Genomic DNA, 15228 nt, shown 5'->3' with positions numbered 1-15228 from the left:
CTCTTAAGCGACGTTGACGCGCTGACCGGGCGGGGCTGCCTCCAGCCACGCGAGGAATCCGGTCAGCGCGTCTTCGCTCATGGCGAGTTCGAGGCGCGTGCCCCGATGGGTACAGGCGAGGACCACCGCGTCGGAGAGCAGCGCCAGTTCCTCCTCGCCCTCGGGCAGCCGGCGGCCGGCCACCTCGATCTGCGCGCGCTCCAGGGTGCGGCGGGGGCGGAAGGCGTAGGAGAAGACGCGGTACCACTCGATGCGGTCGCCGTTGTAGCGGGCGACGCCGTAGGACCAGCCCTTGCCGCCCGCGTCCGGTTTCTCGGCCACGTCCCAGCGCAGGGAACAGTCGAAGGTGCCGCCGGAGCGCTGGATGAGCCGGCGGCGCAGCCCGAACAGGAACAGTCCCACCACCACGAGCGCGACCACGATCCCGCACACAGTCAGAGCGAGGACCATCGGCACCGACCTCCTCGTCTCCTAGGTAGGGGAACTACTTCTGTCACTGGGTAATGAAACCGGAAAAACACCCACATCTGCCTCAGCCGCGACCGGCACCGGATTGCTCCGGGCCGGCCGCGGCTGAGTGACGTCATACCGCGCGCTTGACTCAGCGCGCCGCCGCCGCACGCAGGCGGACGTCTGCGCGGCGCTCGGCGGCGGCGTCGCCCTCCGCCTTCGCGCGCTCCAGATCCCGCTCCGTGCGCTGGACGTCGATCTCGTCCGACAGCTCGGCGATCTCGGCCAGCAGGGACAGCTTGTTGTCCGCGAACGAGATGAAACCGCCGTGCACCGCGGCGACGACCGTTCCACCTTCACTCGTACGGATGGTCACCGGGCCCGACTCCAGCACACCGAGCAGCGGCTGGTGACCGGGCATGACGCCGATGTCGCCGGACGTGGTGCGCGCGACGACCAGGGTGGCCTCGCCGGACCAGACCTGGCGGTCGGCGGCGACCAGCTCGACGTGCAGCTCAGCAGCCAAGGGTGGCTCCTCGGGTCACCACCCGGCAGGGGTGCCGGGTGTTGGGGTCAATTCTAGTGGGCGTGGATGAGGGGGCGGGACGCACCCGCCCCCTCGGACGAACTCAGGGAGTTCAGGAGACGCCCAGCTCCTTGGCGTTGGCCTTGAGGTCCTCCAGGCCACCGCACATGAAGAACGCCTGCTCCGGGAAGTGGTCGTACTCGCCGTCGCAGATCGCGTTGAACGCGGCGATCGTCTCGTCCAGCGGCACGTCCGAACCGTCCACGCCGGTGAACTGCTTGGCGACGTGGGTGTTCTGGGACAGGAAGCGCTCCACGCGACGGGCACGGTGGACGACGAGCTTGTCCTCCTCGCCGAGCTCGTCGATACCGAGGATCGCGATGATGTCCTGCAGGTCCTTGTACTTCTGCAGGATGTTCTTCACGCGCATGGCCGCGCTGTAGTGGTCCTGCGCGATGTAGCGCGGGTCCAGGATCCGGGACGTCGAGTCCAGCGGGTCCACGGCCGGGTAGATGCCCTTCTCGGAGATCGGACGGGACAGAACCGTCGTCGCGTCGAGGTGGGCGAAGGTGGTCGCCGGGGCCGGGTCGGTCAGGTCGTCGGCGGGGACGTAGATCGCCTGCATCGAGGTGATCGAGTGACCGCGGGTCGAGGTGATGCGCTCCTGCAGGATGCCCATCTCGTCGGCCAGGTTCGGCTGGTAACCCACCGCGGACGGCATACGGCCGAGCAGCGTGGAGACCTCGGAACCGGCCTGCGTGAAGCGGAAGATGTTGTCGATGAAGAACAGCACGTCCTGCTTCTGGACGTCACGGAAGTACTCGGCCATGGTCAGGCCGGCCAGCGCGACGCGCAGACGGGTGCCCGGGGGCTCGTCCATCTGACCGAAGACCAGCGCGGTCTTGTCGATGACGCCCGAGTCGGTCATCTCCTCGATGAGGTCGTTGCCCTCACGGGTGCGCTCACCGACACCGGCGAACACGGAGACACCCTCGTGGTTGTTGGCGACACGGTAGATCATCTCCTGGATGAGCACCGTCTTGCCGACGCCGGCGCCGCCGAACAGACCGATCTTGCCGCCCTTGACGTACGGGGTGAGCAGGTCGATGACCTTGACGCCCGTCTCGAACATCTCGGTCTTGGACTCGAGCTCGTCGAAGTTCGGGGCCTTGCGGTGGATCGGCCAGCGCTCGCCGTCGTAGGTCTCGTCGACGTTCAGCACCTCACCGAGGGTGTTGAACACCTTGCCCTTGGTGAAGTCGCCGACCGGCACCGAGATCGGCGCGCCGGTGTCGACGACCGGGGCCTGGCGGACCAGGCCGTCGGTCGGCTGCATGGAGATCGCGCGGACCAGGCCGTCACCCAGGTGCTGGGCGACCTCGAGGGTCAGCGTCTTCTTCTCGCCGGCGTTGGCCGGGTCGGACACCTCGACCTGCAGGGCCTGGTAGATGTCCGGCATCGCGTCGACGGGGAACTCCACGTCGACGACCGGGCCGATGACCCGGGCGACGCGGCCCGTAGCCGTCGCGGTCTCAACAGTGGTGGTCATTTATCGGTCACTCCCCGCGGTCGCGTCGGCCAAGGCGCTGGCGCCACCGACGATCTCGCTGATTTCCTGGGTGATTTCGGCCTGGCGGGCCGCGTTGGCAAGCCGGGTGAGGTTCTCGATGAGCTCACCGGCGTTGTCGGTGGCCGACTTCATCGCACGCCGCGTGGCGGCGTGCTTCGAAGCGGCCGACTGAAGCAGCGCGTTGTAGATACGGCTCTCCACGTAGCGCGGCAGCAGGGCGTCGAGGACGTCCTCCGCCGAGGGCTCGAAGTCGTACAGCGGGAGGATCTCCCCCTTGGGGTGAGCCTCCTCGGCGACCTCTTCGAGACGCAGCGGCAGCAGCCGGGCGTCCAGCGCCGTCTGCGTCATCATCGAGACGAACTCGGTGTAGACGATGTGGAGTTCGTCCACACCGCCGCCCGCCGTCTCCTTCTCGATGGCCTCGATCAGGGGCGCCGCGACCTTCTTGGCGTCCGCGTACGTCGGCTCGTCCGTGAAGCCCGTCCACGACTCCGCGACCTTGCGCTCACGGAAGTTGTAGTGGGCGACACCGCGCCGGCCGACGATGTACGTGTCGACCTGCTTGCCCTCGCGCTCCAGGCGCTCGGTCAGCTGCTCCGCCGTCTTGATGGCGTTGGAGTTGAAGGCGCCAGCCAGACCGCGGTCGCTCGTGAGGAGCAGGACCGCGGCACGGGTCGGGTTCTCCGCCTCCGTGGTGAGCGGGTGCTTGGTGTTCGAGCCGGTGCCGACCGCCGTGACCGCGCGCGTCAGCTCGGTCGCGTACGGCGTGGAGGCCGCCACCTTGCGCTGCGCCTTGACGACGCGCGAGGCGGCGATCATCTCCATCGCCTTGGTGATCTTCTTGGTCGCGCTGACGGATCGGATGCGACGCTTGTAGACCCGGAGCTGGGCTCCCATGAGTCAGGTCCCTTCCTTACGTCACTTGGCGGCAGCGGCAGGAGTGTCCTCGCCGAGCAGCTTGCCGTCCGAGGTCTCGAACTGCTTCTTGAACTCGGCCACCGCGTCGTCGATCGCCTGGATCGTGTCGTCCGACATCTTGGCGCCCTCCTTGATGGAGGTCATCAGGCCCTGGTGCTTCCGGTGCAGGAAGTCGATCAGTTCCTTCTCGAAGCGGCGGATGTCGGCGACCGGGACGTCGTCCATACGGCCGTTGGTGCCGGCCCAGACGGAGACGACCTGGTCCTCGGTGGCCATCGGCTGGTACTGGTCCTGCTTCAGCAGCTCGACCATGCGCGAACCGCGCTCCAGCTGGGCCTTCGAGGCCGCGTCCAGGTCGGAACCGAAGGCGGCGAACGCCTCAAGCTCACGGAACTGGGCGAGGTCGACACGGAGGCGGCCGGAGACCTGGCGCATCGCCTTGTGCTGCGCGGAACCACCGACTCGGGAGACGGAGATACCGACGTTCAGCGCGGGACGCTGACCGGCGTTGAACAGGTCCGACTCCAGGAAGCACTGGCCGTCGGTGATGGAGATGACGTTGGTCGGGATGAACGCCGAGACGTCGTTGGCCTTGGTCTCGACGATCGGCAGACCGGTCATCGAACCGGCACCCATGTCGTCGGAGAGCTTGGCGCAGCGCTCCAGCAGCCGGGAGTGCAGGTAGAAGACGTCACCCGGGTAGGCCTCACGGCCCGGCGGGCGGCGCAGCAGCAGGGACACGGCGCGGTAGGCGTCGGCCTGCTTCGAGAGGTCGTCGAAGATGATCAGGACGTGCTTGCCCTGGTACATCCAGTGCTGGCCGATGGCCGAGCCGGTGTACGGCGCCAGGTACTTGAAGCCGGCCGGGTCGGACGCCGGGGCGGCGACGATGGTCGTGTACTCCAGCGCGCCGTTCTCCTCCAGCGCGCGGCGCACGCCGGCGATGGTGGAGCCCTTCTGGCCGATGGCGACGTAGATGCAGCGGACCTGCTTCTTCGGGTCGCCCGAGCGCCAGTTGTCGCGCTGGTTGATGATCGTGTCGACGGCCAGGGCGGTCTTGCCGGTCTGGCGGTCACCGATGATCAGCTGACGCTGACCACGGCCGATCGGGGTCATCGCGTCGACGGCCTTGTAGCCCGTCTCCATCGGCTCGTGCACCGACTTGCGCTGCATGACCGTGGGGGCCTGCAACTCAAGGGCACGGCGGCTGTCGGTCTCGATCTCGCCGAGGCCGTCGATCGGGTTGCCGAGCGGGTCGACGACACGGCCGAGGTAGCCCTCACCGACCGCCACGGAGAGAACCTCGCCGGTGCGGGTGACCGGCTGCCCCTCCTCGATGCCGCTGAACTCACCGAGGACGATGGCACCGATCTCGCGCTCCTCGAGGTTGAGGGCGAGGCCGAGGGTGCCGTCCTCGAACTTCAGCAGTTCGTTGGCCATGGCCGAGGGAAGACCCTCGATCTTCGCGATGCCGTCGCCGGCAACGGTGACCGTACCGACCTCCTCGCGCGAGGCCGCGTCCGGCTTGTACGACTGGACAAAGTTCTCCAGCGCGTCCCGGATCTCCTCCGGCCGGATCGTGAGCTCCGCCATCTGGGTTCCCTGCTCTCCTTGTTGGGCCCGAAGTTTCACTTGGGGGGTCTGGGGGCGACCCCCAGGAATCCTCTGCACGGCCCAACCAGGGCCGTAAGTACGTACTGCTTTTCTCGAACTGTCGAGTTGTCTCGAATATCGAGTTGCTGCTAGCTCGCCATGCGGCGGGCGGCGTCATCCAGCCGGTCCACGAGGGAGCCGTTGATGACCTCGTCACCGACCTGCACCCGGATGCCGCCGATGACCTCGGGGTCCACGTCCAGGTTGAGGTGCATCCGGCGCCCGTAGAGCTTGGCGAGGGCGGCGCCGAGGCGCTGCTTCTGGCCGTCGCTCAGCGGCACCGCCGAGGTGACGACGGCGACCATGCGGTCCCGGCGCTCGGCGGCCAGCTTGGACAGGGACTCCAGTCCCGCTTCCAGGCTACGTCCACGCGGCGCGGTCACAAGGCGCACCACCAGACGCTCGGTGACCGGCTTGGCCCGACCGCCGAGCAGCCGGTGCAGCAGCTCGGTCTTGGCCGCCGTGCCGGCGGCGCGGTCGGTCAGCGCGGCGCGCAGCTCGGTGCTGGAGGAGACGATCCGGGCGAACCGGAACAGCTCGTCCTCGACGTCGTCGAGAGTGCCCGTCTTCTCCGCCGCCGTGAGGTCGGCGACGCTCGCCAGCTCCTCCAGCGCGTCCACCAGGTCGCGGGGCTGCGACCAGCGGGTGCGCGCCATCCCGGCCACCAGGTCGGCGGCGGACCCGCTGACCTGGCCACCGATCAGACGCTGGACCAGCTCCGCCTTGGCCTCCGCAGGCTGCGCCGGGTCGGTGAGGACCCGGCGCAGGCCGGCCTCGCGGTCGAGCAGCGCGGTGACGGCCGCCAGCTCGTCGGCGAGCGCGGCGGCGTCGACGGACGTGGAGTCCGTCAGCGCGTCGAGACGCTCACGTGCGGCTGCCAGGGCCTCGCGGCTCGCTCCGTTCATCGCGTGGCCTCGGCCTTCTCCTCGAGCTCGTCGAGGAAGCGGTCGATCACACGGCTCTGGCGGGCTTGGTCCTCGAGGGACTCGCCGACGAGCTTGCCGGCCAGTTCGGTGGCGAGCTTGCCGACGTCCTGACGCAGCGTCTGCGCGGCGGCCTTGCGGTCGGCCTCGATCTGGGTGTGACCTGCGGCGACGATCTCCTCGCGCTGCCGCTGGCCCTCGGCCCGCATCTCGGCGATGAGCGCGGCACCCTGCTCCTGCGCCTCCTGGCGCAGGCGCGCGGCCTCGTGCCGGGCCTCGGCGAGCTGAGCCTTGTACTGCTCAAGGACGCTCTGGGCCTCGACCTTCATGGCGTCGGCCTCTTCGATGCCGCCTTCGATCGCCGCGCGACGCTCCTCCAGAACCTTGTTGATGTTCGGAAGCAGCTTCTTCCAGAAGAAGAAGAACACGATGGCGAAGGCGATGGTGCCGACGAGCAGCTCGGGCGCTTCGGGAACGAGCGGGTTGCCGCCCTTCTCCGGAGCCGCCAGCTGTACCAGGTTGGCGATCACATCAGTGCCTTTCGTCGATTCGTGTTGGGTAAGGAGTGATTACTTACCGAACACGAACGGCATAACGATGCCGATGAGGGCGAGCGCCTCACAGAAGGCGAAGCCCAGGATCTGGTTGGCACGGATCAGACCGGCGGCCTCGGGCTGGCGGGCGAGGGCCTGGGTGCCGTTACCGAAGATGATGCCGATGCCGATGCCGGGGCCGATGGCGGCGAGGCCGTAGCCGATGGAGCCGACGGAACCGTGAACACCAGCGGTGGCGGCAAGGGTCTGGAGAGCGGACATGCCGGTTCTTCCTTCTCTTTCTCGGACCGGTGGGGGTTGGCCACCGGACGTCTGGGGGTGGGGTGGGGCGGGTCTCAGTGGTGCTCGGCCAGAGCACCCTGAACGTACGAGCAGGCCAGGAGGACGAAGACGTACGCCTGGACGGCCTGGACGAAGAGCTCGAACATGGTCATGATCACGGTCATGACGAGGGACACGCCCGCCGCCGGGATCATGTAGCTGTTCAGCAGGTACCAGCTGGCGACGGTGAACATCACCAGCAGGAGGTGACCGGCGAACATGTTGGCGAAGAGTCGGACCGCGTGGGTGAAGGGCCGGACGAGGATGTTCGAGAAGAACTCGATCAGCACGACCAGCGGCAGCACCGCACCGAGCGACTTGTCGTAACCGGTGAGGTTCTTGAACCCGCCGACGAACCCGTGCTTCTTGAAGGTCAGCACCATCCACGTCACGTAGACGACCGCGGCCAGCACGGCCGGGTACGCGATGATCGAGGAGACCGGGAACTGGGCGAGCGGGATCACGGACCAGAGGTTCATGATCCAGACGAAGAAGAAGAGCGAGACCATCAGCGGGACGTACTTCTCGCCCTCACGCTTACCGAGCGTCTCGTACACGATGCCGCGGCGCACGAAGTCGTAGCCGGCCTCACCGACCATCTGCAGCTTGCCGGGGACGAGCTTGGCCTTGCCGAACGCGGCCCAGAAGAAGGCGACGACGAGCACGGTGGTGACGAGCGCGAGCAGCATCACCTTGTTGAACTCGAAGCCCCCGACCGTGACGAGCGGCTTGAACAGGAAGGACTCGAGGCCCGGGGCCGGGAAACCGCACCCGTTGTCGGACAGGATCCGACAACTCCAGTCAAAGGCGAGCTGGGTCTGGTCAGCACTCACCGCGGGCTCCTTCGGCGTGACGCATGGGTACGGCAACCTCGTTGTGTCGGCGCGGCGCACGGCCGCGGATCGGCACCGGACTGGTGTTACGGATGTGGGGGCGGCTGGGGGGCATCGAGCCTCGCGATCGAGCAGGCGTCAGCTCAGATGCCCGCGCCCGCGATGCCGCAGTTGGCACCGGACGATAGCAGGAGATCTCACAGGCCTTTATCCCGCCCCTACCCCTCACGGCTTCGGCCCTGTCTTCTCGTGCTTCTCGCTCTTCTCGGAGTCCGGCTCGACGTAGAAGATCTTGGCCTTCATGTGTGCGCGCGCCTGCGCGACCATCCACACGACGGTCGCGACGATCAAAGACGCGGCGAACGCCTTGCCATTGAAGAGAGAGGTGCCCTTGAAGACGGCGACGAAAATCAGGAGGAGCAGCAGCTGGGCCATGTAGAGCATGAGGCCCATCGCCTGGAAGAGCTGCGGGAGCGTTTTTGCCGTCCACTGCAGCACGTAGAGGCCGATTCCCATGAACAGGATGGCCAGCACCGTGCCGACGGCCGCGCCGAGCGCGCCCTTGCCCCCCGCGACCGCCGCGCTCACGGCGATGGCGATCGCGCCTGCAGCCGCTGTGGGCACAGCAATCTGCAGAAGGTTCCGGGCGTCTTTGGACGGCATGGCGGCAACTCCGCTTTCACAGGGGGCAGGGTGTCGTCATGGACGAGCGTAGTCCCGGGCTGAGTGATCGAGACCTCACACCATTGGACCGGCTCACTACGGTCCTTCGGTTCTGTCCCGGGTTCTCGTGAACCGTATCACAAACTATTTGATGAGGTCTTTACCTGCTGGGTGTGCTTGCTGTCACACATGAGAGTGACAGTGCGCGTCTGTGCAGAAACCGGGCCCATTTGTCTGGTATCGCGGGAGTTTGCTCCCCCATGAGCGGGCAATGCTCTAGTCAGATTCTTACCTTGGGCGTCTTACCGACGATCGAGGAAACGCGAACGGGGGCCGATCGCGGTCGCCCCGTTGACACCCGACACCCCGGCGGGCACAGGAGTCCGTTCCTCGGCCTCCTGCGCCTCCTCGGCCGTCATTGCCACAGCGGCCTCGGCCGCACGGCTGCGCAGCCGGTAGCGGGGCGGCACGAACCGCTGTGCCCACATCGGCACCCGCGGCGTGAAGCGCGGGAGCAGCAGCAGGACCAGGCCCACCGAGCTGAGGAAGACCACGCCCAGCACGATCCACATCGAGGCGGAGTTGACCGAGTACGCCAGCGTGCCGAAGGCGATCAGGGCCGACCAGAAGTACATGATCAGTACGGCCCGGCTGTGCGAGTGCCCGATCTCCAGCAGCCGGTGGTGCAGATGCCCGCGGTCCGCGGCGAACGGCGACTGGCCGCGCCAGGTGCGCCGGACGATCGCGAGCACCAGGTCCGCCGCCGGCACCGCGATGATCGTCAGCGGCAGCAGCAGCGGGATGTAGACCGGCACCGTCTGGTGCACCGCCGCCTTCTCCGAACCCGCGTACAGGTTCAGCGCGTCCGGGTCGAGCTGGCCGGTGATGGAGATCGCGCCGGCCGCCAGCACCAGGCCGATCAGCATCGAGCCGGAGTCGCCCATGAAGATCCGCGCGGGATGCATGTTGTGCGGCAGGAAGCCCAGGCACATGCCCATCAGGATCGCCGCGAACAGCGTGGCGGGGGCGGCGGCCTCGATGCCGTACGACACCCAGACGCGGTAGGCGTACAGGAAGAACGCCGCCGCCGCGATGCACACCATGCCGGCCGCGAGGCCGTCCAGGCCGTCCACGAAGTTCACCGCGTTGATCGTGATGACGACGAGCGCCACGGTCAGCAGCGTGCCCTGCCACTGGGTGAGCGCCACATTGCCGACGCCGGGGATCGGCAGCCACAGGATGGTGAGACCCTGCACGACCATCACGCCCGCGGCGATCATCTGGCCGCCCAGCTTGATCAGCGCGTCGATCTCGAACTTGTCGTCCAGGACGCCGATCAGCCAGATCAGGGCCGCCCCGGAGAGCAGGGCCCGCGGCTCGTTCGACTTCGCGAAGACCTCGTTGAGGTTGGTCAGATGGTCCGCGACCAGCAGGCCCGCGCACAGGCCGAAGAACATGGCGATACCGCCGAGGCGCGGAGTGGGCTCCCGGTGCACGTCACGCGCCCGGATCTCCGGCATCGCCCCGGCCACGATCGCGAACTTCCGTACCGGCCCTGTCAGCAGATACGTCACCGCGGCCGTGATGCAGAGCGTCAGCAGGTATTCACGCACAGGCTTCCCCACGGGTCTCGCTGGCCATCACAGCCCACACCCTAGCGATGGACGTATATGGATGGGGACTTCCGGGTAGCCACGATGGTTGCACGTCCGGCTGTGGACCACGGCGCACATCGGGGTGTACGTGGCTTCGTCTACCCCCGTTCAGACGGGATACGGCGGAAACGCACCTGTGAGAACCCGCACCTCCTCCCGTGCCGCCGCCGGCTCGGTCTCGCCGCGCAGCACGGCCGCCATGAGCGCCGCGATCCGCACCATCTCCGGCTCCCCCATGCCCTGCGTGGTCACCGCCGCCGTGCCCAGCCGCAGGCCCCGGCCGTCGCCGTGCGGCAGCGCGCAGCAGTCCAGCACGATCCCGGCGGCGGCGAGCCGGCCGCGCGCGGTGCGGCCGTCCACCCCGAGCGGGGCCGGGTCGGCGGTGATCAGATGGGTGTCCGTGCCGCCGGTGGTGACGGTGAGGCCCTCGGCGGCCAGGTGACCGGCGAGAACGCGCGCGTTGGCGACCACCTGATGGGCGTACACGGCGAAGGCCGGTGTTGCCGCCTCGCCGAACGCGACGGCCTTCGCGGCGATCGTGTGCATCTGGGCGCCGCCCTGGGTGAACGGGAACACCGCCCGGTCGACCCGCTCGGCCAGCTCGCTCCCGCACAGGATCATCCCGCCGCGCGGACCCCGCAGCACCTTGTGGGTGGTCGCGCACACGATGTCGGCGTACGGCACCGGGTTCGGCGCCGCGCCGCCGGCGACCAGCCCGATCGGGTGCGCGGCGTCGGCGATCAGATAGGCCCCGACCTCGTCGGCGATCTCACGGAAGAAGGCATAGTCGACGTGGCGTGGGTAGGCGATCGAGCCGCACACGATCGCCTTGGGGCGGTGGCCCCGGGCCAGGTGACGCACCTGGTCGTGGTCGATGAGCCCGGTCTCCGCGTCCACCCCGTACCCGACGAAGTCGAACCAGCGGCCGGAGAAGTTCGCGGGCGAGCCGTGGGTGAGATGGCCGCCGTAGTGCAGTCCGAGGGCGAGGACGGTGTCGCCGGGGCGCAGCAGGGCGGCGTAGGCGGCCAGCACGGCCGAGGAGCCGGAGTGGGACTGGACGTTGGCGTGCTCGGCGCCGAACAGCTCCTTGGCCCGGTCGATGGCGGCGCGTTCGGCGAGGTCGACGATCTCGCAGCCGCCGTGGTGCCGGGCGCCGGGGTAGCCCTCGGCGTACTTGTTGGCGAGCGCCGAGCCGAGGGCGGCGAGCACGGCCGGCGAACAGAAGTTCTCGGCGGCGATCAGCTGCAGGGTCGTGGACTGCCGCGCCAGTTCCGCGAGCAGGATCTCGGCCATCGCCGGGTCCTGCCGCCGCAGGACATCGGTCTCGAGGGTAGGGGTGACCGACATGGCGGGCTCCCGGGCGGTCGACGGTGACGTACGACCAATGTAGGCCGGGGATGTGCGATATGCCCGGTATTGCGGCTCTTTACGAGGTGCTCAGGTTCGCGCCGGTACCCCGGTCAGCGCCGTCACCACCGGATCCAGTGCCTGGTGTATCTCGTCCCCGATCGACCGGAAGAACGTCAGCGGCGCCCCGTACGGGTCGTGGACCTCGTCCGCCTCGGCCGTGGGCGCCAGCAGCCACCCGCGTAGAGCGGCCGCGGCACGCACCAGGGAGCGGGCGCGCATGACCACGCCGTCGTCCAGGGGCGGCAGGGTGGCCGGATCTATCGCCCGGACCAGCCGGGTGAACTCCTTCAGGGTGAAGGTGCGCAGCCCCGCCGAATGGCCCATGGAGATGACCTGGGCGCGGTGGTCGCGGGTGGCGGTGAGCACGAGGTCGGCCCTGATGACGTGCTCGTCCAGCAGCTCCCGGCCGAAGAAGCCGGAGGCGTCCGCGCCGAACTCGGCCAGCACGGCCTCCGCGTTGGCCTCCATCGGCGCGCCCTCGTGCCCCCAGGTGCCCGCGCTCTCCACGATCAGCCCGCCGCCGAGCACGCCGAGCCGCTCCGCCACGAAATGGCGGGTCAGCCGCTCGGTGATGGGCGAGCGGCACACGTTGCCGGTGCTGACATGGAGGATGCGGAAGGTGTCGCGCGGAAACCCGAACGTCGTCGTCTGCTCCGCGACACGCTCTCCGATGCCTATGCCACGCCCCGCTTCAGGGGCCGTCAATTCGCCACCTCGAGGTCGGGTACGACCTTGCGCAGCTCCTCCGGGGAGAGCGCGCCCTCGCGCAGCAGCAGCGGCACCGGGCCGCTGACGTCCACGATGGACGACGGCACGTTGCCCGGGGTGGGGCCGCCGTCGAGGTAGACGGAGACGGAGTCGCCGAGCATCTCCTGCGCGGCGTCGCAGTCCTCCGGCGCCGGGTGGCCGGTGAGGTTGGCGGAGGACACGGCCATGGGGCCGACCTCGGTGAGCAGCTCGATGGCGACGGGGTGCAGGGGCATGCGGACGGCCACCGTGCCCCGGGTGTCGCCGAGGTCCCACTGCAGGGACGGCTGGTGCTTGGCGATGAGCGTCAGGGCGCCCGGCCAGAAGGCGTCGACCAGCTCCCAGGCCAGCTCGGAGAAGTCCGTGACGAGGCCGTGCAGCGTGTTCGGGGAGCCGATGAGGACGGGGGTGGGCATGTTGCGGCCCCGGCCCTTGGCGGCGAGCAGGTCGGCGACCGCCTCCGAGGAGAACGCGTCGGCGCCGATGCCGTACACGGTGTCGGTCGGAAGCACCACCAGTTCGCCCCGGCGGACCGCGGACGCGGCTTCACGCAGACCCGTCACGCGGTCGGTCGCGTCGTTGGTGTCGTATCGCCGTGCCATGTCTAGCGGGCCTCCTCGTACATGTCATGCGGGACTTCGGAAATCACTGTCGTCGGGGTGCTCACGGCAACGCCTTGCGGGCGGTCGCGAACCGGGGGCGCTTGTTGAGGTCGGGGTGGTCGGCCGCGTCGGCCCAGCCCCGCTCCTCGGTGAAGATCCACGGCACCTGGCCGCCCTGGGTGTCGGCGTGCTCGATCACGACGACCCCGCCGGGACGCAGCAGGCGGTGCGCGGTGCGTTCGATGCCCCGGATCAGGTCGAGGCCGTCCTCGCCGGAGAACAGGGCCATCTCGGGGTCGTAGTCGCGGGCCTCGGGGGCCACGTACTCCCACTCGGTGAGCGGGATGTACGGCGGGTTGGAGATCACCAGGTCGACCTGCCCGTCGAGGTCGGGGAAGGCCGTCAGGGCGTCGCCCTGGCGCAGGTCGACCCTGGAGCCCGCGACGTTCTTCCGCGTCCACACCAGGGCGTCCTCGGACAGCTCCACGGCGTGCACGCGCGAGCGCGGGACCTCCTGGGCGAGGGCGAGCGCGATGGCGCCGGAGCCGGTGCACAGGTCAACGATGCACGGCTCGACGACGTCCATCGCGCGTACGGCGTCTATGGCCCAGCCGACCACGGACTCCGTCTCGGGCCGGGGCACGAAGACGCCCGGCCCGACCTGGAGCTCCAGATAGCGGAAGTAGGCCCGCCCGGTGATGTGCTGCAGCGGCTCGCGCTGCTCACGCCGGGCGATGACCTCCCAGTACCGGGCGTCGAAGTCCGAGTCCTTCACGGAGTGCAGTGCGCCGCGCTTCACGCCGTGCACGAACGCGGCCAGCTCCTCCGCGTCGGTGCGCGGCGAGGGCACGCCGGCGTCGGCCAGCCGCTGGGTGGCCTGGGCCACCTCGGCGAGCAGCAGGTTCACGCGAGTCCTCCGTGTCGTGCTCGTACTGGTGCTCGTACGCGTCTTACGCGGCTGCCAGCTTCGCCGCCGAGTCGGCGTCGACGCAGGCCTGGATGACCGCGTCGAGGTCGCCGTCCAGGACCTGGTCCAGGTTGTACGCCTTGAAGCCGACGCGGTGGTCCGAGATGCGGTTCTCCGGGAAGTTGTACGTGCGGATCTTCTCGGAGCGGTCGACCGTGCGGACCTGGCTGCGGCGGGCGTCGGCGGCCTCCCGCTCGGCCTCCTCCTGCGCCATGGCGAGCAGCCTGGAGCGCAGGATACGCAGCGCCTGCTCCTTGTTCTGCAGCTGGCTCTTCTCGTTCTGGCAGGAGGCGACGACGCCGGTCGGCAGGTGCGTGATGCGCACCGCGGAGTCGGTGGTGTTGACCGACTGTCCGCCCGGGCCGGAGGACCGGTAGACGTCGATGCGGAGGTCGTTGGGGTTGATCTCCACGTCCACCTCCTCGGCCTCCGGGGTGACGAGGACGCCGGCGGCGGAGGTGTGGATACGGCCCTGCGACTCGGTCGCCGGCACGCGCTGCACGCGGTGCACACCGCCCTCGTACTTCAGCCGGGCCCACACGCCCTGGCCGGGTTCGAGCTGCCCGCGGGCCTTCACAGCGACCTGGACGTCCTTGTAGCCGCCCAGCTCGGACTCGGTGGCGTCGATGATCTCGGTCTTCCAGCCGACGCGCTCGGCGTAGCGCAGGTACATGCGCAGCAGGTCGCCGGCGAAGAGGGCCGACTCGTCGCCGCCCGCGCCCGCCTTGATCTCCAGGATGACGTCCTTGTCGTCACTCGGGTCCCGCGGGATCAGCAGGAAGCGAAGCTTCTCGGTGAGCTCCTCGCGCTGCTTCTCCAGGTCCTTGACCTCGGCGGCGAAGTCGGGGTCGTCGGCCGCGAGCTCGCGCGCGGTCTCGATGTCGTCGCCGGCCTGCTTCCAGGAGCGGTACGTGGCGACGATCGGGGTCAGCTCGGCGTAGCGCTTGTTCAGCTTGCGCGCGTTCGCCTGGTCGGCGTGGACCGACGGGTCGACGAGCTTCTTCTCCAGATCGGCGTGCTCGGCGACGAGTTCGTCGACGGCCTCGAACATCTTGGGCTCCTGTACTGCGGTGAAGGGAAGGGCGGGCGACCAAAAACGCCGGTCCCGGGCACACCCCCGCGAGGGCGTGACCGTGGACCGGCGAAATGGGGCTCGCTACTTCTTGGAGCCGGCGGCCTTGCCGAAGCGGGCCTCGAAGCGGGCCACACGGCCACCGGTGTCGAGGATCTTCTGCTTGCCCGTGTAGAACGGGTGGCACTCGGAGCAGACCTCGGCCCGGATGGTGCCGGACTCGATGGTGCTGCGGGTGGTGAACGACGCGCCACAGGTGCAGCTGACCTGCGTCTCGACGTACGCGGGGTGGATGTCGCGCTTCAAGGTGTCTCCTAGGTTTCGGGAGGGCGCCGGGTCGCCGCCGCGGGGTGCGGGAGCGTGA

17 protein-coding genes are annotated in these 15228 nt (G+C 68.9%); all 17 read right to left on the bottom strand.

All coding sequences use genetic code 11. The features are described from left to right. Positions 1–3 precede the first annotated feature (3 nt). On the bottom strand, positions 4–450 hold the full coding sequence (locus ACIBJF_RS10130) for a DUF2550 domain-containing protein (RefSeq protein ID WP_330337788.1): 447 nt from the start codon (positions 448–450) through the stop codon (positions 4–6). A gap of 151 nt (positions 451–601) precedes the next feature. Beyond that, positions 602–976, bottom strand: coding sequence for a F0F1 ATP synthase subunit epsilon (locus ACIBJF_RS10125; RefSeq protein WP_399173216.1), 375 nt, complete (start codon positions 974–976; stop codon positions 602–604). A 112-nt stretch (positions 977–1088) separates the two neighbouring features. Continuing rightward, the gene (atpD, locus tag ACIBJF_RS10120) at positions 1089–2525 is read right to left on the bottom strand and encodes a F0F1 ATP synthase subunit beta (RefSeq protein WP_399173215.1); all 1437 of its coding nucleotides are present in this window, start codon (positions 2523–2525) and stop codon (positions 1089–1091) included. Then, positions 2526–3443: a F0F1 ATP synthase subunit gamma gene (locus ACIBJF_RS10115; protein WP_399173214.1), complete on the bottom strand. Its 918-nt coding sequence runs from the start codon at positions 3441–3443 to the stop codon at positions 2526–2528. Positions 3444–3464: 21 nt separating this feature from the next. Further along, positions 3465–5057: a F0F1 ATP synthase subunit alpha gene (gene atpA, locus ACIBJF_RS10110; RefSeq protein WP_399173213.1), complete on the bottom strand. Its 1593-nt coding sequence runs from the start codon at positions 5055–5057 to the stop codon at positions 3465–3467. 149 nt (positions 5058–5206) lie between these two features. Beyond that, positions 5207–6022, bottom strand: coding sequence for a F0F1 ATP synthase subunit delta (locus ACIBJF_RS10105; protein WP_399173212.1), 816 nt, complete (start codon positions 6020–6022; stop codon positions 5207–5209). Continuing rightward, complete coding sequence (locus tag ACIBJF_RS10100) at positions 6019–6570, bottom strand: F0F1 ATP synthase subunit B (protein WP_399173211.1); 552 nt, start codon at positions 6568–6570, stop codon at positions 6019–6021. The genes ACIBJF_RS10105 and ACIBJF_RS10100 overlap by 4 nt, the downstream gene beginning before the upstream one ends. A 39-nt stretch (positions 6571–6609) precedes the next feature. Beyond that, positions 6610–6855, bottom strand: a complete 246-nt coding sequence (gene atpE, locus ACIBJF_RS10095; protein ID WP_351799933.1) for an ATP synthase F0 subunit C — start codon at positions 6853–6855, stop codon at positions 6610–6612. Between the two features lie 74 nt (positions 6856–6929). Beyond that, positions 6930–7700 (bottom strand): F0F1 ATP synthase subunit A, encoded by a 771-nt coding sequence (atpB, locus tag ACIBJF_RS10090; RefSeq protein WP_399173246.1) that lies wholly within the window; start codon positions 7698–7700, stop codon positions 6930–6932. A 273-nt stretch (positions 7701–7973) separates the two neighbouring features. Beyond that, the gene (locus ACIBJF_RS10085) at positions 7974–8411 is read right to left on the bottom strand and encodes a hypothetical protein (protein ID WP_351799930.1); all 438 of its coding nucleotides are present in this window, start codon (positions 8409–8411) and stop codon (positions 7974–7976) included. Positions 8412–8713: 302 nt separating this feature from the next. Continuing rightward, positions 8714–10024 (bottom strand): MraY family glycosyltransferase, encoded by a 1311-nt coding sequence (locus tag ACIBJF_RS10080; RefSeq protein ID WP_399173210.1) that lies wholly within the window; start codon positions 10022–10024, stop codon positions 8714–8716. 150 nt (positions 10025–10174) lie between these two features. Then, positions 10175–11413, bottom strand: a complete 1239-nt coding sequence (glyA, locus tag ACIBJF_RS10075; RefSeq protein WP_351799924.1) for a serine hydroxymethyltransferase — start codon at positions 11411–11413, stop codon at positions 10175–10177. Positions 11414–11503: 90 nt separating this feature from the next. Next, entirely contained in the window at positions 11504–12181 is a 678-nt protein-coding gene (locus ACIBJF_RS10070; protein ID WP_399173209.1) for a protein-tyrosine-phosphatase, read from the bottom strand. Then, positions 12178–12825 (bottom strand): L-threonylcarbamoyladenylate synthase, encoded by a 648-nt coding sequence (locus ACIBJF_RS10065; RefSeq protein ID WP_399173208.1) that lies wholly within the window; start codon positions 12823–12825, stop codon positions 12178–12180. The genes ACIBJF_RS10070 and ACIBJF_RS10065 overlap by 4 nt, the downstream gene beginning before the upstream one ends. Positions 12826–12886: 61 nt before the next feature. Continuing rightward, positions 12887–13732 carry a peptide chain release factor N(5)-glutamine methyltransferase gene (prmC, locus tag ACIBJF_RS10060; protein ID WP_351799915.1) on the bottom strand — a complete coding sequence of 282 codons (846 nt, stop codon included), beginning with the start codon at positions 13730–13732 and terminating at the stop codon, positions 12887–12889. Between the two features lie 43 nt (positions 13733–13775). Further along, positions 13776–14843, bottom strand: coding sequence for a peptide chain release factor 1 (prfA, locus tag ACIBJF_RS10055; RefSeq protein WP_399173207.1), 1068 nt, complete (start codon positions 14841–14843; stop codon positions 13776–13778). 105 nt (positions 14844–14948) lie between these two features. Continuing rightward, positions 14949–15170, bottom strand: coding sequence for a 50S ribosomal protein L31 (gene rpmE, locus ACIBJF_RS10050; RefSeq protein WP_030740744.1), 222 nt, complete (start codon positions 15168–15170; stop codon positions 14949–14951). Between the last annotated feature and the right edge of the window lie 58 nt (positions 15171–15228).

The organism is Streptomyces sp. NPDC050743 (assembly GCF_044456925.1).
Taxonomy (GTDB): domain Bacteria; phylum Actinomycetota; class Actinomycetes; order Streptomycetales; family Streptomycetaceae; genus Streptomyces.
This window is presented reverse-complemented; position numbering and strand designations above follow the sequence as displayed.